At 54.2% G+C, this 17,857-nt stretch carries 6 protein-coding genes and 1 tRNA gene; 6 read left to right on the top strand and 1 reads right to left on the bottom strand.

What is annotated here, in order from left to right; genetic code table 11:
- The first annotated feature begins 88 nt into the window (after positions 1–88).
- The 6 genes from FEM03_RS13025 (at position 89) to FEM03_RS13000 (ending at position 17,140) form a co-directional block, all read left to right on the top strand.
- Positions 89–8,986 carry a tetratricopeptide repeat protein gene (locus FEM03_RS13025; RefSeq protein WP_138086715.1) on the top strand — a complete coding sequence of 2,966 codons (8,898 nt, stop codon included), beginning with the start codon at positions 89–91 and terminating at the stop codon, positions 8,984–8,986.
- Between the two features lie 230 nt (positions 8,987–9,216).
- Positions 9,217–10,860 carry a hypothetical protein gene (locus FEM03_RS13020; protein WP_138086714.1) on the top strand — a complete coding sequence of 548 codons (1,644 nt, stop codon included), beginning with the start codon at positions 9,217–9,219 and terminating at the stop codon, positions 10,858–10,860.
- Positions 10,861–10,967: 107 nt separating this feature from the next.
- On the top strand, positions 10,968–11,954 hold the full coding sequence (locus FEM03_RS13015; RefSeq protein WP_138086713.1) for an AAA family ATPase: 987 nt from the start codon (positions 10,968–10,970) through the stop codon (positions 11,952–11,954).
- A 27-nt stretch (positions 11,955–11,981) separates the two neighbouring features.
- On the top strand, positions 11,982–12,845 hold the full coding sequence (locus FEM03_RS13010) for a DUF58 domain-containing protein (RefSeq protein WP_138086712.1): 864 nt from the start codon (positions 11,982–11,984) through the stop codon (positions 12,843–12,845).
- On the top strand, positions 12,842–14,629 hold the full coding sequence (locus FEM03_RS13005) for a vWA domain-containing protein (protein ID WP_138086711.1): 1,788 nt from the start codon (positions 12,842–12,844) through the stop codon (positions 14,627–14,629). The genes FEM03_RS13010 and FEM03_RS13005 overlap by 4 nt, the downstream gene beginning before the upstream one ends.
- Positions 14,630–17,140 (top strand): VWA domain-containing protein, encoded by a 2,511-nt coding sequence (locus FEM03_RS13000; protein WP_138086710.1) that lies wholly within the window; start codon positions 14,630–14,632, stop codon positions 17,138–17,140.
- A 161-nt stretch (positions 17,141–17,301) separates the two neighbouring features.
- On the opposite strand, the gene FEM03_RS12995 is transcribed toward FEM03_RS13000, so the two are convergent.
- Positions 17,302–17,391: transfer RNA gene (locus FEM03_RS12995), tRNA-Ser, on the bottom strand.
- Between the last annotated feature and the right edge of the window lie 466 nt (positions 17,392–17,857).

The raw sequence follows: 17,857 nt of genomic DNA, 5'->3' as shown, positions 1-17,857 counted from the left end.
TGAAATGAAGGTATTCCCCATTCATTGGTAAGAAATATCTGTAAAGTTGTCATTGCCTAATGGAAGGAGGTTGCAGTAGCATCCGCCGATGAAATGGACGAACTGCGTCTTATTGTTAACGGTTGTGCTTTCCAGTGGGGTAGCTTTTGCTGCTAACCACACCTTGCCTGAAAAGGCTGAGAAGTATTATCAGATGCTTTTGAAACGGCCTCAATACGGGGTGATTTTTGACCGATTTGTCGATGCATGGCTGGAAGAGAAGTCACTTGATGACCTTGGCAATTATCTCACAGATCGTTCCAAAACGGCGGAAGCCAATGCAGGCGACTGGCTGATACTTGCTTTAGTGAAGGTGCGCCTGGGTCAGGAAAAGGAAGCTCTGGAAGCCTTTGATGAAGGACTGAAACGGGAACCTGACAATGTGGCACTATGGTTGGAACGGGCAAAATTAGAAGCCCGAACGCTGGCGTTCGACCCAGCACTGCAAAGCCTGGCAAAGGCTTCTGCAAATCCAGATATTTCAGACAAGACGAAGCTGGATGTGGAAAAACTAAAAGGCCGCCTGCTGCTGCGCACTGGAAAACAGCAGGAGGCGCTAAATGTCTGGAAGGGGTTAATAGAAACTCATTCCGATGATGAGGATCTGGCGGAAGAGCTGGTGGAGATGCAGTTGGATGAGGGGCTGCACGATGAAGCTTCCGCACAGATGCAAAGCCTGATTGGCAGGACGCGGGATGTGTATGCGAAGGTAAACAGGCAACTGCGCCTGGGTGAGATTTTTCTACTGGCTGGGAAGAAGGATGAAGCACTAAAGCAGTTTGGCGGGGCTTTGGAAGCTGCAGGGCAGAGCACGTGGATTGAGAGTGAATTGCTTGCCCGGATCGAGCAGGTGTTTCGTCGTGAAGACAATCTGACTGGTCTCGCCACCCATTTGGAGGACATGGCCAAGGCGCATCCCCAGCGCGCCGCCATCAGCCGTCAGTTGGCAAATGTCTACATCGAGACTGACAAGCAGAAAGAAGCGGAAGCTATCTATAAAGCTTTGCTGGAGAAATCGCCGGGCCAGCGGGAGCTGAGAGAGGGCTATCTGAGTTTTTTGGAACGAACCAAGGCCTATCCGGCGGCGATTGAGCAGACGAAGTTGCTGCTCGATCAGAACAAAGGGGATGGCGAATTGCTGATTCGGCTGGCGAACCTGCACTCCCTGGCGGGGGATGCTGCGGCTGCCAAAGTGGAGCTGGATCGGTATCTTGCTGCGAATGCAACGGAGTTCGACCACTTGCGCGTGGCAAGAATCTATGAGCAAGCAGAAAAGAAAGATGATGCGCTAGCCGCGTATCAAAAAATTGTGCAGATTTTTCCTGAGAGCGTCAGCGCGCAGGATGCCTATGCCCAATATCTGCATCGCATAGATAAGAAGGATGAGGCTTTGGCGATTTGGAACAAGCTGGCTGAAAGCGGAGATCGTGATCAATTACTGGCGGTCGCACAGACGCTGATTGCGCGGTCGGAAAACGAAGCGGCTTTTGGTCTGCTGGAGAAGAAGGTGGAGGAGTATCAGGACGACAGCCGAGTTCTCACGGCGCTTAACTCCGCAGCGGTGGCATTGAAGCAGTTCAAAAAGGCGCAGCCTTGGGCGATGAAGCGCATTGCCCTGGCATCTGATCCTGAAGCTTTGGATAATGCGCTGCGGCAGGGGATGCAGGTATTGTCTGGAGCTGAATCGACGGATGAGATCAGGACTGAGCTGAGCAAAAAGGAAGCTTTGACACTGCAGGAGCGGGCGTTGCTCGCGGTATTGCTTGAGGAGAAAAAAGATTCGCTGGGAGCGGAAGATATTCTGCGCAAGGCCCCTGAAGCGGATCAACTGGCGGCCCAGGCGAGATTGGTGCGCCTGGTAGAAGCGCGCAGGGATTGGATGCGTGCTGCGGAAGAGATGGAAAAACTGGTGGCGCTGGATGGCGGCAAAACGGCGGCGAACCTGCAGCGGCTGGTGCAGCTGCGCACCAGTGCCGGGAACCCTGAAGCTGCGCTGGAATTGATTGGAGAATGGAAGACGCTGTTGCCCAATGCGCCGCAGCCCTGGCTGGAAGAAGCAAACCTGCTGGCGCTGGTGAGCAAACCCAAGGAGCAGATCAAAGCTCTGGAGGCTGCGAGCCGCCGGTTTGATGATGATGTTTCGTTTATCGCCGCGCTGGGGGATGCGCATGCGGCCAATGGGAACTATGCAGAAACCGAAAGATTGTATCTTGGTTTGTTTGAAAAAGCAGAGGACATCACTGAGAAGCTGCGCTGGATAACCGCGCTGGCCAAGACGGCGTATTCCCGTGGAGAATTGGCCAAGCTTACCACGACCTTTCAAGAAAGGCAGAAGCTGAACCGGCAGGATGCGGCGCCGTGGCTGGCGCTGGCGACGATCTATGAAACCTCCCAAAACCAGGAGGAGCGTCTGAAGGCTTTGCAGACCGCGTTGGCATTTCGTGAGAACGACATTCCCTTGCTGCATCAGATCGCCACGGTGCAGGAGGATTTGGGGCGTTGGAAGGAATCCCTGGCGACACTGGACCGAGCAAGCCGCGTTGATCAGACGAAGCGCAGCCGCCAGATGATGGCCATGGTGCATTTCCGCTGGGGTGAGGAGGAGAAGGGACAGGCTATGATGCTGGATGCGCTAGGGGGAGATAAGATCCCGGTTCAGGATGCCATGCGAGTTGCGGACATGATGATGGCGAAGAGGGAGTGGGCCTCGGCTGCAGCGTTTCTGAGACCAGTGATTGCCAGATACCCTGAAGACTATCGCCTGCCTTATCTTGTAGCTGTGGCAGAGTCTGAAGAAGGCAGATCCAGCGAGGCGCTGAAGCTGTTCGTTCAGGTGTTGCACATGAAAAGTGAGATGCCTGAAGTGACAAAAGCGAAGGCTAAAAGCGCCAACGCCAATACCAATGTGGCATCGAGCTATCAGATTAGGATGAAAAAGATCATGCCTCCGGGTGTGATGGACACGCAGACATTGATCCAAAGCGCATACCAAGTCAGGCGTTATGACTATGACCGACGCAATGGAAGACCTTCATCTAACGCCAGTGGGGTAGGCGTGCCTGCGGACTTGGAAGCTGCCCACAAGTATGCGCAGTTGCAGTTGCTTTATCTAAGGGAGACGCTGTCAGCAGAAGAGCAGGAAGTGCTGCAACGTGAGCTGAAAGAGTCGGCAGCGGAGTATGGAGACCTGCTGCTTTCGGTGCAGCATGATATTTTTGGCAGCAATGGGATTCTATTGTCTGACGAGGTGCTTCAACAGAACATTAAAGACGTTGTATATTGCGCCATGTGGCTGACGAGCCGCATGAGCTACAGCAACGCAAACACCGCGAACATTGAACTTTGCAAACAAGTGTATGAGCAGTTGAAGGAAAAGCACATTCAGCTAGCGTTGAATGCGGCGGTGCTGGCGGTGAGAAGTGATGCTGCCAAAGGGGCGGAGTTGTTGAATGAGATTCTGGACACACTGCTGAAGGATGATGGGCAGAATGAGGACGGGCTGTTTTTTTCCATGTCGACAGTGGCATCGCTGTTGGGAGGAGGGCAAAAGGCGGACCCATCATTGATCGTGGAATTGCCTAAAGACACAGCGGCTAGAGTCAGGCAGTTTCTGCTGAAGCTCGCCATGTCGAACTACAAAGAAGAGCCGTATGTGGGAGCGATCGAATCCAACATCATCTACGGGATCAATGGTTTCAAGGCGACGAACTCGTGGGACGACTATGTTGCTTTATGGGATGAATGGCTTGAACGTCAGAAGGCTCGAGAGAAGAAGAACGTGAAACCTGCACGTATCTGGTCGCTGTATCTACAGGGAGCCAGGATGGACGCGCCATTCATCAAGCCTATTCCTTTTCCAAGCATGGGTGGGTCGTTGCCCGGCCTGTTTGTTGTGATGATGCATCGTGCAGATCCGTGGAATCCTCATATCGAGGGACCGCTGTCTGGCCCAGAGCCAACGCTGCAGCCATTGGGAGCTTATCTGGATAAGGTGAAGGATCCGGATCTGAAACTGATCTTGGCTCACAAAGCTGACAAGCAGGACTTGGTGACGCAAATGCTGGATGAGCGGATGAAGCAAATCGCGCCTACGATGGATGATTATCTGTTGGCGGTTGGATTTGCGGGTTATCAGAACGACTACGCGCGTGCGATCGAGTTGATTGCCAAAGCCTTGAATTTCCCGATGGAGGGAGACAGAAGGTCAGAGTTGGACGCTGCCTTGGTGCATGCAGTTACGAATCTGGATGCAGAAAAGCGCAAGGCTCTGGCAGCGGATCTCCATAAGGAAGCGCAGCAGGCGATCAGACGGCTGCGGTCTACCAAGCTGCCGATCGAGCATAGTTTGGAACTGACGACGGCGATGCGCACGCTGGGGATGGCAGAGGAAGCAGAGCAATGGGAGAAGCAAACTGCCCGTATGGCTTCCATAAGCCCGTCTTCATCGCGGAGAAGCAGTTCGTCTTACTCAAGAACACAATCGATCAGCAAGCTGGACAAGCTACTAGCGGCAGGCAATGAAGATGGCGCAATAAGGGCCGCGCTGCAGGATGTGAAGAGCCTGCATCAGCAGAACTGGAATGGCAACCGGGATTACAGCATAAGGCAAGCCAAGGAGCTGATGAAGAAACTGACCTTCAAGGATGCCAAGGAACGTCTAATGAGCCTGATACAACCGGCACCGGGAGCAGGTGAGCAGAAGCTTTTGGAAAGCGGCATCTTTCTTACCATGATTGGTGAGGAGAAGAGTGCCATTCAAGTTTTTGAAGAGGTCTTGAAGCGGAATCCCAAGAATGACGTCGCCATACTTGAGCTTTTGATGACGGAGGCAACCAGCGACACGGATAAGGCGCTGGAAAGGTTGAACAAACTGTCGTGGAAGGAACTGGCCAGCACACAGATCGGATCCAGCATTGTGATCAAGATTCGTCGTGGAGACGGGATGCCCTTCAAAGCCAGGATGGCGATTGCAGAGGCGATGGCTAACTTTATGGAGGCGTCGTGCCGGGTAGATACTCCGCCCCCTCCAGGGGCGTTTACCTGGCTTTACGATTTGCCGCAGGCGGTGGCAACCTATGACAACCAAGTCAGACTGCCAATGATGTATGCCGGCCCGCATAGTAACCAGGGTTCTTACAATAGCAGTCCGCCGAAGACTGATGTCGAACGCAGATTTTTTGTTCATGAGAAGGTGTGCCTTGCGATGTTGCTGGATTCAAAGGTTGCGTCCGAAGGATTTCGATCTTTGGCTGGGATCGCGATCAAGGATGGCCGTGAAGTCGACAGCCTTGTGCCTGTGGCCAGGAAAGTTCTGGAAAAGATGGCAAAGGACAAAGCCGGCGGCAACTGGTTCAAAGCCATGCCACAACAAACCTATTGGTTGGAGGATAGAAGCAGGGAGATCTGGCGACCCGAGCCAGCAGAATTTCTGATCTGGCAGGCATGGAAGAGCGGCAAGTCAGAGCAGATAGAAGCGGAGATACTGCCCCTGGCTGAGAAGGCGGTGCCGACTGCACAATTGAAGTGGCTGCAGCTATACGCCCAACTGTGGACTTGTTCTGAAAGTGACTTCGGAAGTGCCGCCACGGCAGTCCTGAAGCTTCCGACGAGAAACAACGCAGTGGGCAGGCCCCAGGCTGAGATGGCGTCGTTTATGGATGTGGTGGAGTGCTGGCAGAGACGCCAACTATCGGCCGAGCATCTGGATGGACATGTGGTTGCAGAGGTAAAGAAGAATCCCCGATCCTACAACCAGCCGACGTGGATGATTGCCTATCTGGAGGGACGCAAGGCTGATGTAAAAGAGACATACGAGTTCTCCCTTAAACTTATGGAGGCGATGCTGGGGCCTGAGCAAACCTGGAAACAAAGGATGACGGGCTATACCAATGCGCGATATGGCTCAGGAAGTTCTTTTAATGACGCTAGCGCGTATCGGGCGGGAGAGTTCGTCAATGGACTGTCGCAATCCAGCAACGTGGCCACAGGCGTTCTGTTGGCTGAGAAGTCGGGGCTGATGGAGCATGAAAATTGGCGTCAAAACTTCCTGAGAAGCGCAGCGGACAAAATTGGTTCAGATGCGAATGCGTGCATGGATTTGCTGAAAAGCCTGCCATTGTTTGGCGAGGTTGACCAGTTCACTACATGGGGCGCACAGAAGCGTTCGGGCAACAATAGTGGACTAATGACGATTGTGAATGCCATCGGGAACAAGGCTGCAGTGAGGGATGCCGTAGTCAAATCCATCCAGGAACTGCCGAATCCAACCTTCGGCTCGGACGTTGTTCTGGCCATGCTGCAAAAAGACACTTCGGCGGCGCTGACGCAGGCGCTGGTGAAGAGGTCGGCGGAGCTAGCCACACTGCCACCAGTCCGGCATGCAGAGATGGCTGAACTGATCAAAAAGACGATCAAAGGAGACATTGACCCCCAACTGCATGATGCATTGAAAGTCATCATGGCGGGGGGTCTGAAGATGATGACCAACAGGGCGGATGTCCTGCTTAAAGCAAGCAAGGTTGACGATCTTGGATGGACTGATGATGAGTTTGAGCAGTCTGTGCCGAAGTTGGTGGGCGAGGTGCTTAAAATGAATCCAGAGAAGGCAAGGAACGTGTTTATCAAGGCTTCGGAGTTAATGGAGCGCAAGGCTGCACAATCGGGATGGGAGGGCGACACGTGGACGATGGGTTGGACATTGCGCAGTGAGTTGCTGGATGATTTTAACGATCAAACACCAGGGTTGGGTGCCATGGCGTTGGCGATGAAGTTGTGTGAGGAAGACCAGAGTGGTAATTTGATTCTGGACGGCAATTCTGAGCAGGGTTTATGGGGCAACAGCCTGTTTGACTACTGGCGCTATCGGGGAGGCATGGGGAATCCCGGTGATGCGATGGAGAAGCTATGCAAAGAGATTGCAACGCAGCTTGGGGTAACGCGCCCGACATTACTGGCTTTAGGTGCGTATCAGTTCTTCAACAAGCTGGCTCCTGTGAGTCGCGTGGATGTGTTGCAATGGGCAAATGAAAAGGCTGCAGAAGACCCCATTGCCAAAGAGTTTGCTATGGCTGGGCGTGTGTTCTTTGAGAGTCATCTTCAGACTCACGAAAATGTGAAACTGCACGCTCATCTTGAAATGATTGGGGGCGTAGATGCGGCATGGAAACACTACCGAGAGGCTGTGGCCAATGAAGCGATCAATCCGAGAGTAAGGATCGCGCTGGCCTCGCACCTGTGCCGCAGGGTGCGGTATGATGTGGATGGTGACATGGTGCGCAAAGCGGCCAGCCTGTGCCGGGAGGCTCATCAGGCTTTGCATGCGACGAGCGGGCAATTCCACTATGCCCCGATCATTCAATGCTACGGCCGACTGCCGGTGGATGATGCGTGGAAGGCAGAAGCGAAACTGCATTGGGATGCATGGCTGGCTCGCAATGCTAGAAATGGTGAAGACAGGAAGCATAACCGCGCTTACCAACCGGAAGATGAAGCAGCCTGCGCCATCCTCACCATTGTTGCGGGGCTTGGGAACAAGGAGTGGATCGACAAGGTGCTGCGCGACAGCCACTCTGCCCTGAGCAATGATCCGAGTGCGTTTATCACTCTTGTATCCATGGGGCAGTATGCGGAAGCAGAAGTCTGGCTCAACAGAAGTTGGGAATCGCAAGTGTATCATGCCTACACGACGATGCAGTTTCATCCGAGCCTGGAATCAAAGATGCAGGAGTATGTGAAGCACTGCACGAACAAGGATCTTGCGGTGCTAGGGCAGGCGTTGCTGGCTTCGCTGAATGATCCGCCATCCTGGGTGAAGAAGGAGGGTTTTAAAGGGCGCAATCAACGCGCACTTGAGACTGCGGAGCGGCTTAAGCAGACAACGTTCGCCAATGAGGCGATTCGCACACGCTGCCTGGAGCGGTTGGCGAATATTGAAGCCACGACCGACGCGCTGCACAAGGAGTATACCGAGGTGCTGAACGGCCTGGACTATGAAAAAGTCTGCGCGCAGGAAAATACGTGGCTGATTTGGTGGCGTTTGAGACCTGCCTCGGCTGCGTTGGCGTGGCATTCGGTCCGCGGGGATAATGACGCCATCAAGCAGCTGTGGCAGCGCTTTGAGAAGGTGATTGGCGAAAGCCCGGAATATTATCAACGCTATGCGGCTGGCTACGTTACCAGCGAGTCCTTCTGGACACCTGTCAATGCGTGGGAGCGGGGTGTGAAAGGCGACCTCAAGAAATTTGCAGAGTTGATGAAGTTCCTCCAACAAGAGATGCCGCGCTCTGATTCTGAAAGCAGCAATAGTGAGTCCGACTGGCGTCTGCATTTTGCGCTCACCGCGCAGTTGATCATCCATGCTGCGGAAGGCGATACCAAGGCGATGGAAGAAGCGGTGAAGCGCCATTCTGAGCATGACAAGTCGATGTTCAAAAACATGATGCGCCGGAACAACGCATTCACCGAGACCCTTGCGCGGTTTGTGGGCAAGTCCAAGCCACACATCAGTTTGGAGGACAGGCTGAAGCTGATAAAAACACTGTTCAGCAATGAGTTTGTGGCATCGCTGTATTCGGGCACGGATGGCAACACCACCAAGCTGATGGGTCTGCTCTCCGGACCAGGCAAAGCGTTCAGCGAAGAGGAAGCTGGGGACTTGATCAAGGTGCTGGACGAGGTGCATCCGCGCGATGGACGTTCTGCCCAGGAGGCAGTGGAGGTTTTGATGGGCATTGGAGAATGGGACAACGCCGCAGCGATCTGCGACAGCCAGATCAAGCTAATCAAGGAGCTCAACAGCAAGAAGGCAGAGTGGATTCTCAACCAAGCCCAATGTCTGGAACGGATGGATAAAAAAGCTGATGCGCGCAAGCTAGTCGAGCCACTGCCAGTTGCCACACTAAGTGATAACCTGAAAAAGCTACAGGCGGCGATGCTGGATCGTTTGTAACTATCACAGCCTTAATGGGATAAGCTAGTGTAATCAATTATCGGATTGAACCAATTCAACGTAAAACAACATGAGCATGCTATTTGTTATGGACGCGATTGTTGGTGAAATGATCTGGCAGATGACGGGGAAAGTTTCAAATCCTGCGGCTTCTGCCTTGTCACTCAAGGGCTTTCACCGTATAAGCATCTGTCGCTAGATAAATTCCGCTGCGAAAAGCCACCGTTGATATGCCCGCTCACGACTACATTCACACCTTTTTACGGCTCGTTCGCGGTCGCTTGGAAGAATCGAGGATGCTGCGGATTTTGGCTCTTTCACTTCTGCTGGCGACATCGGCAGCATTTTTTTGGAGTTTGTATTGGATACTGAGAGGTTATGCGGTGCCCAAGATGGGTTATGGTGTGGCTGGAGCAGGTTTGCTGTTGTTGCTGGTGGCAGGTTATTTCTGGCGGCGAACTTCGCACGAGAAGGCGGCCCATGCGGCAGATTCCCACTTTGGACTTAAGGATGCGCTTACTTCATTTCTTGGATTTAAACGGGATAGTGAGGATGACTTTCGTCGACTGCATGCTGAGCAAACCGCTGAAAAGGTAAAGGCGCTGAGTGTTGGAACCATTCCGCTGGTGTGGCCGAGCAGGATGCTTGCAGTGTCAGCGACGTTGATGATTGCCTCGGCGGTGCTGGGCTCCCGTGATGCTTCCTCTGTGGTTAAGGAGCGACTGATACTGGAGGAGCAGACCACTGCAAAAACTGAGGAGATCAACAAGGAGCTGGAAGAGCAGGTGGAAGAACTGCTGAAGAATGCGAGCAAAGAAGAGAAAGAACTGCTGCGCCCGGATGAATGGCGGAAGTGGGTGAAGGAACTGGAGCAGACGAAGGATCAAAAAGATGCCATGCGGCAGTATGCGGAGCTGGAAAGAAAAGTTCAACAGGCTGCGGAAAAGCTGAGCCTGCGCGAGCAGGAGCAATTGCTGAACAAGGCTGCGGAGGAGTTGCAGCAAGAAGCTGAGTCTCGTGAGCTTGGCAAAAAGCTGGAGGAAAAGAACTATCGTGAAGCGACGAAAGATCTGCAGATGCTGCAGGCGAAGGCGGATGTGAGCAAACCTGATGAGGCTCGCAAGGAGCTGGCGAGGTTGAAATCTACCGCGCAGCGAATGGCAGCGGCAGCACGCCAGCACCAGCAGCGCAGCGGCAAACAGGGGAATTCATCCAAGAACGGTGCTTCGGAATCCACCCAGGCAGCCAACGGTAAAACTGCCAAGTCGGGCAGCCAGGGGCAGTCAGGCGCTCAATCGGGAGGAGCAGGTTCTTCTTCTCTGGATGATCAGATGATGGCTTTGGAGCAGGCGGTCCAGGAGTATGACAAGGCGCTTGCTCAGAACCAAGATGCCAGCCAGTGCAATGCAGCACAGAGTAAACTGAACCAACAACTGGCAGGTCTTTGCAAAAGCGTGGGTAAATGCGCGACCCAGCGAGACCTTATGAAGAAGCTGGCTGCACTTGGTCAGTGTGCCAGTCAGTGTCAGGGGTATCTGAAAGATCAACAGAACATGTCCCTGGCCCAATGCCTCAAACCGGGTGGCGGTAAAGGGATTGGCTCGGCATCCTCGGACTCCCGTCGCGATGCTAGCGAACAGACGCAGGACAACGGCAACCGCGATCAATTACAAGGCATCAAAGGATCTGGGCCGTCCAACACTACTGTGGAGGCGGCTGATAGCGGTAATGGCACGGCAACACGTCAGGCAAAAGTGGCAGAGCGTGAATGGCAACGTCAGGTGGAGTCCTTCATTCAAAGGGAAGATGTGCCTGCTGAGGTCAAAGATGGGGTGAAAGAATACTTCAAAGGCATTCAACAGGTGGGCGAATAACCACTGGTTTCTCGCTGCTGCCGTTCACTCCTGCCTGCTGGTTTGTCCGTCTTCATGTCCAAGTCCATGCCACTATCATTTGATCTGCCATTACTTTTCCTAACACTATGCCCACCGCAGAAACCGAAGCCGCTGTTGTTCAATTTCGCGAAACATTCGAGAAGCTCCGTGCTGAAATCGCCAAGTTCATTGTGGGTCAGAAAGACATCATTGAGGATGTGCTCACCTCAGTGATCTGTGGCGGTCATGTGCTGCTGGAGGGCGTCCCGGGTCTGGGGAAAACGGCATTGGTGAATACCCTGGCGAAGGCGCTGCATTTGAAGTTTCAGCGCATTCAGTTTACGCCAGACCTGCTTCCGGCAGATATTGTGGGCACCCAGATTCTGGTGGAACGGGATGGTCACAAGGTGTTTGAGTTCCAGCCTGGCCCGGTGTTTTGCAACGTGCTTCTGGCGGACGAGATCAACCGTGCCACGCCGAAGACGCAATCGGCGTTGCTGGAAACCATGCAGGAAAAAACCGTCACCGTGGCGGGCAAAACGCATCAGTTGGAGATGCCATTTTTCGTGCTTGCCACGCAGAATCCTATTGAGCAGGATGGCACTTATCCGCTGCCAGAAGCGCAGTTGGACCGCTTCTTCTTCAAGCTCTTTGTGCAGGTGCCCAACCATGATGACTTTGTGGAGATTCTGAACCGCACCGGTGGCGTATCTCAGCCGAATATCGCGGCTGTTGCCACGGGGGATGAAATTCTGAATATGGGCAAGCTCTCGCGTGAGGTGCCAGTGGAGAAGTCGGTGCAGGATTATTTGGTGCGTGTGGTTCGTGCCACGCATCCCACCGATGGGCAAGCGACGGAGCAGGTGAAGAAGTATGTGCGGCATGGCTCATCCCCGCGTGGTGCGCAGACGATCCTCGCGGCGGCACGTGTGCGTGCGCTGCTGGATGGACGATATGCCGTTGCGCGTGATGACATTAGCAAGTCCGCCATTCCGGCGTTGCGTCATCGTATTCTCCTGTCGTTTGAAGGCGAGGCAGAAGGCGTGAAGACGGATGCGGTGATTGGCGATGTGCTGGAGAAAGTGAAGGCCTAATTCTTCACCCTGAAACGGCCGTCTATCATGCTCACGGATCCCGCATTCATCCGCCGACTGGAGTCCTTGTATCTGCTTGCCCGCAAGATACTGGGAGGCAGTCTACAGGCGGACAGGCGATCCACCAAGAAGGGCGCAGGCATCACCTTTGCGGACTATGCGCAATACTCATTGGGGGATGATTATCGCTCCATTGACTGGCGTGTTTATGCGAAGTTTGAGTCGCTTTTGATCAAGCTCTTCGAGCTCGAGGAAGATGCAACCATCTATCTGCTGATGGACAGCAGTCCTTCCATGGGTTCCAAGCAGACTTTTGCCAAGGAGCTCACTGCGGCACTGGGATACATTGCTCTGAACACGTTGGACAGGCTGGCGGTGTATGGTCTGGCGGATCGGTTGCAGCCATTGTTTGATCCGGTGCGCGGGCGAAATCAAACGCTGCCATTGTTGCGAGCTTTGGAGGCTGCAGGTTCGTTTGGTGGTGATACCGATTTCACCGCGTGCGTTCGCCAGTTCGAAGCAAGGCATCGCCGCAAAGGATTGGTGTGTGTGGTCTCGGACTTCCTGTTTCCGGGAGGCTTTGAAGAAGGGCTGAGCCGTTTGCACTGGCACAAGCATGAGGTCTTTTGTCTTCAGGTGCTGGATGAGCAGGACCTGCACTGTGCCTGGAAGGGTGATGTAACGCTGCAATGTGTGGAAACTGGCATGACACAACGAGTCACGGTTTCACCACGTGAGGCTAAGATGTATGAGGATGCGGTTGCGGAGTGGAACCAGTCATTGCAGAAGGCCTGTGCGCAGCGTGGGATTGGTTTTGCCTCCACCACGCCGGAGGTGAGCTTTGATGAAGTGATCCGCGATCTGTTGAGACGGGGAGGTTTGGTAGGATGACCTTTCTGGCACCGGCATTCTTGTGGACCTTTGCAGCGCTGGCAGCGCTGGCGATGATCTATTTTCTTAAGGTGAGGCCACGGAAGAAAACGGTTACGGCTTACTTCCTCTGGCAGCGCATCTTCACGGAAAAAAAAGCATCGGCTCTGTTTAAGCGGCTGCGAGATCTGTGGTCGCTGTTGCTGATGGCTCTGGCTTTCGCTGCGGTAGCATTGGCGCTGGCTGAGCCAGATCTCCATGGAGATAAGAGGGAGGATCTTTTGATTGTCATCGATCACTCGGTCTCCATGTCGGCCAAGCAGGGTGGCACTACGCGCTTGGATCTGGCCAAGGAGAAAGCGCGTTCCATCATTAAGGGACTGCATGGTGCTCAGCGGGCCGCGGTTGCCTCATTTGCGGACACCACCCACATCCTTGCGCATCCCACGAGGCATCGGAAGGCATTGCTGGATGCAGTGAATCAAATTAGTCCGACACAACTCGCCTCGCGGGTGGATGCACTTCACGCGCTCCAGCCCGGCAGTGAGCGTGCTACCAAACTACGCATGTTGTTGATTACCGATGCGGCGCTGGATGCTGGTGAGCGACTGCCACAGGTTGAAGTGCTGCGCATTGCGAGTGATGAGCCGAACGTCGGCATTGCTCATGCGGACCTGCGTCCTTTGCCTGGAGGTTCGGATCGCCTCGGATTGTTTATCATACCGGTGTCGTCATTCCATGAGGAAGTGTCCTGTGATTTGCTGCTGACGCATGAAGACAGCGGGCAGCTGATGAAGGTGGTGCCGGTCACCTTGAAGCCTGATGAGAACCCAGCCATCACGATGACGCTGGACGATGCACCTCGCGGGAAATGGACGGCTTCTTTGTCCATAGAAGATGCTTTGGCTGTGGATGACACGGCGCACTTTTTTGTTGCTCCCACAGAGCCTCTGCCGGTGGCGCTAGCGGGCGATGATCCCTTCTTCTGGCAGCAGGTGGTGGCTGCATTTGAGCGAAGTGATCAATTGTTAACCCTGGCAGAGAAGGCTGAGAAGGCAAAGTTCACGCTGGCCAAGGGGTCGCCACCGAAACAGGGGAGTGCCATTGTCATTCATCCCCAAGCAGAGTCTGAGCTGTGGCTGGAACTGGGCGAGGAATTGCCCGAACCGGTGGTGCCGCAGGTAATTGCGAAGGAGCATCCGCTGCTGCGTTATCTGGATGCGGAGACATTGTCCTACAGCGGGGCGAAACGCTTGAAGGCTCCTGCCGGTGCGGTGGTGCTGGTGGCAGATGAAGGAGGCACGCCTTTGATCTACCTGCTGCGTCGTGGCGAGCACACGCAGGCGGTGCTCAACCTTGATCCAACGACATCACGTTTCTATCTGTCCGCATGGTTTCCAGTGCTGATTCACAATGCGGCGTTGCATCTGGCGAATCGTGAAGTCATGCCGGCAGCAACGCTGGCCACAGGCAGTGCATTGCGCGTGCCGGGACTTGCAGAGGGGCAATCTGCGGTGTTGAAATCTTCTGCATCTTCCACCACTGAAATAGCGTTCACTGGGCCGGAAACTGGTGCTCTGAATGAGGCGGGATTCCATGAGGTGACAATCGACTCAGGTGCGGGCCAATGGACGGCAGGTGTGTCGGTGATTGCTTCGGCTGAATCACTAGCGGGCAGTGCTGAAATCAAAGAGTCCACCGCGCCGCTGGCCAGTGGCTATGCGCCGAGTTACTGGCTGCTGGTGGGGGCAGTGGTGCTGCTGACTGGCGAATCCATTCTTTATCATCGGAGGAAGGTTGGCTAAATGATGGACTTCACTTCCTGGACACCCTTGCTCTGGCTGTTGCTGCTCATTGGAGTGGCAGTCGGATTTCATTATACCTTGGTTGATCGCCCGCGTGGTTTGATGCTGGGGGCTTTTCTGTTGAGAGTCCTTGGCATTGTTTTGCTGGTGCTGGCATTGTGTCAGCCGTTTGTCAGGGAGAAGAGCGATGAAGCTCATATCGTCTTTATGGTCGATGTCTCGCAGTCGGTTGATCTGGCATCGGCGAAGGGCGCGTTGGATCAGGTGGATGCTGGGGTGAAAAAACTGCGACAGGGAGATAGCAGCACGTTGTTCGCCATGGCTGATGGATTACGGGAAAAGCCGCTGGCCGATTTCCGCACCATGCTTGAATCATGGGACAAGGGCCTGGCTGATGATGCCTTTCGTGCGCACTCCAAGATAGGGGAGAGTTTACTTGCAGCGCGCCTCGCCTTTCCATCTGGCAAAGCCAGACGACTGATTGTTTTTACCGATGGGGTGGATACTGAAGAAAAGACCGAGGCCTCCCTGGAGCAACTGCGGGATGAAGACGTGGATGTCTTGTTTGTTCCACTGAAAGGGCTGACCGCACCGGAAGCCGCACTGGTGGGTTTGGACAGTGCCTCTTCCCTGGCATTTCATGGAGAGGTATTGCGGCTGACTGCCCGTGTGGTGACCAATCAACCCATGAATGCCAAAGTCCGATTGTTAAACAAAGGCGTGGCGGTGCAGGAGAAGGAAGTTGAATTGAAGCCCGGGCAGGAAGCACGGGTGTGGTTTGACACCGAAATGAACACGCCGGGCCCGACGGTGTGGAGCGCTGAACTGGTCCCTGCCAAAGACCATTTCGCAGTCAACAATCACGCCACCACCACCATCACGGTAAAAGGCAAGCCAAGGCTGCTGGTGATCCATGAGGATGAACGCAAGATGCGTTTGTTTACTAGAGCCTTGAAAGAGCAGGACTTTGATGTGGATCTGCGTGGCAAGCGCGGCCTGCCGGATACGATGGAGGAGTTGCTATCCTTTGACGCGGTGATGATTGCCAACCTCTCCGCAACCGACATGACCCCACGCCAGATGAATCTGCTGCGCCGTTATGTGGCAGACTTTGGGGGTGGTCTCATCATGACGGGTTCGGAGAACAGCTTTGGCCTTGGCGGTTATTATAAAACCCCGGTGGAAGAGGTGTTGCCGTTGATTTCCCGATTTGAGAAAGAGAAGGAAAAGCCATCGCTGGCCATGGTGTTGGTAATTGATAAATCCGGTTCCATGCAAGGCCTGCCAATGGAGCTGGCACGTCAGGCTGCCAAGAGCGCTGCGGAGCTGCTTGGTCAGCAAGATCAAATTGCGGTGATTGGTTTTGATGGGGATGCGCAGGTGTTTTGTGAGCTGACATCCGCTTCGCAGCAGGGCACCATCCAGGCGGCTATTGACTCCATGGAGGCCAGTGGAGGCACGAACATGTATCCTGGCATGGTGCTTGGTAAGGAAATGCTGGAGCGCACCTCCGCCAAGGTGAAGCACATGATTTGCCTGACCGATGGTCAGACGCAGGATGCAGACCATCTTGGCTTGACACAAGAAATGGTGAACTCTGGAGTGACGGTGTCCTCTGTGGGGTTGGGAGAAGGTGCCGCACGTGAACTGCTGCAGCAGATCGCGGATGTCGGCAGAGGGCGATATTACGAGAGTAATGATCCGCAAAGTCTGCCGCAGATTTTCACCAAAGAAACAGCGCAGGCGTCCAAGTCGGCAGTGCAGGAAGGATTGTTCCAACCTGTTGGAATTACTGAACATCCGATGCTGGCGGGTTATGATGCTGATGGCTTACCGGTGATTTTGGGCTATGTGATGACCGAAGCGAAGCCATCTGCGCAGGTCCTGCTGGCGGCTGAGCAGGGTGATCCAATGCTGGCGGTGGGCCGTTTTGGTTTGGGCATAGGGCTGGCCTACACCTCTGATCTTACGGAAAACTGGGGTGGTGAGTGGCTGGTGTGGGATGGATGTGGCGCCTTCTGGGCCCAGGTGTTGCGAGGTGCATTGAGGAAGGCGGATACGGAAGGGGTCACGGTGCGTGATGAAGTGAACCATGGCGAATGGGTCATTGACGTGGATCGCCGTGGGGAAGATGCGTCGCCTCTAAATCATCTGCAGTGGAAGGTGCAGACACTTGACCAAAATGGCAATACTCAAGACATCAAAATGCTGGAGACGGGTCTGGGAAGATATCAGGCGCGACTGCCACTCGGATCGAGCAAACATCTTAGCCTGCGGCTGCATGACACCACTGAAGACAAGCTGGAGGTAAGGCACTATCACGCGCCCTACCCTGCTGAATATCGTTTGGATGGTGAGGTCCCTGACGCACTCACCACGTTGCCCACCTACTATGTGGATCGGCTGCTTGCCAACCTGCCTGTTGCCTCACAACCCAAGCCTGCAGGGCATTGGTTTAGCTGGCTTGGACTGCTCTGCTTGTTGGGCGGTTTGATCTTGAGAAGGGTATAGAAAGCGCAAAGGCTACCGCACCAATGGAGTTCTTGTTGAGACCATCGAAGACCAGACCGTTTTGGCCTGAGTGAAAGATTGGGCAGCTTCAAAAAGGGTTAAACCCTCTGTTTTGCCTATCGAATTGTTACTTTATCAATCGTTGTAATTCGTTGATAATGTGGCGGAGAGAGTGGGATTTGAACCCACGGTAGGTTTGACCCTACGTCTGATTTCGAATCAGGTGCCTTCAACCACTCAGCCATCTCTCCTGGTTCGCCAAAACAAATTGGCGAGCACGGAGATTAAAGCAGGTTTTTGGGATTGCAAGTGGCGCGAGCGACGAATGATGGGGAGGTGGCTGATGGATGGTTGGAGGTAGTCGGTAGTGGGAGGAGAGATGGAGAGACTGCCGTCTGGTTGCCCATGAAGTGCAGAGCAGGATTTGAATCTTCCCCCAGTTTGATTTTAGAAAGCTCAAACAGGCGCTCGGCAACTTGTAAATGCATTGGGTCAAAGCTGTATGTGCTGAGTGCAGTTGTGCGCGTGTGGCGCTGTGGACTGCGGCGGCTTGCCGCCGCTTTTCCGGAACCGGCCTGCCGGTTCGTGTCAGCCATAGGCACAAAGCCGCAATACCTTCTTCTGCCCCAAGGGGCATCTTATCTGTCCCACCGGAGCGCAGCTAGCTTCGCCTCCCAAAGCGGCGGCAGGCCACCCCAGTCCACAACGAACCCGTCG

This window comes from Phragmitibacter flavus, assembly GCF_005780165.1.
GTDB classification, from domain to species: Bacteria; Verrucomicrobiota; Verrucomicrobiia; order Verrucomicrobiales; family Verrucomicrobiaceae; genus Phragmitibacter; species Phragmitibacter flavus.
The sequence above is the reverse complement of the archived record's forward strand: the minus strand, read 5'-3'. Positions and strand labels throughout refer to the sequence as shown.

Coding starts and splice junctions, on each gene's coding strand:
- FEM03_RS13025 (WP_138086715.1), top strand. CDS start 89: ATGAAATGGACGAACTGCGTCTTATTGTTAACGGTTGTGCTTTCCAGT.
- FEM03_RS13020 (WP_138086714.1), top strand. CDS start 9,217: ATGCCCGCTCACGACTACATTCACACCTTTTTACGGCTCGTTCGCGGT.
- FEM03_RS13015 (WP_138086713.1), top strand. CDS start 10,968: ATGCCCACCGCAGAAACCGAAGCCGCTGTTGTTCAATTTCGCGAAACA.
- FEM03_RS13010 (WP_138086712.1), top strand. CDS start 11,982: ATGCTCACGGATCCCGCATTCATCCGCCGACTGGAGTCCTTGTATCTG.
- FEM03_RS13005 (WP_138086711.1), top strand. CDS start 12,842: ATGACCTTTCTGGCACCGGCATTCTTGTGGACCTTTGCAGCGCTGGCA.
- FEM03_RS13000 (WP_138086710.1), top strand. CDS start 14,630: ATGATGGACTTCACTTCCTGGACACCCTTGCTCTGGCTGTTGCTGCTC.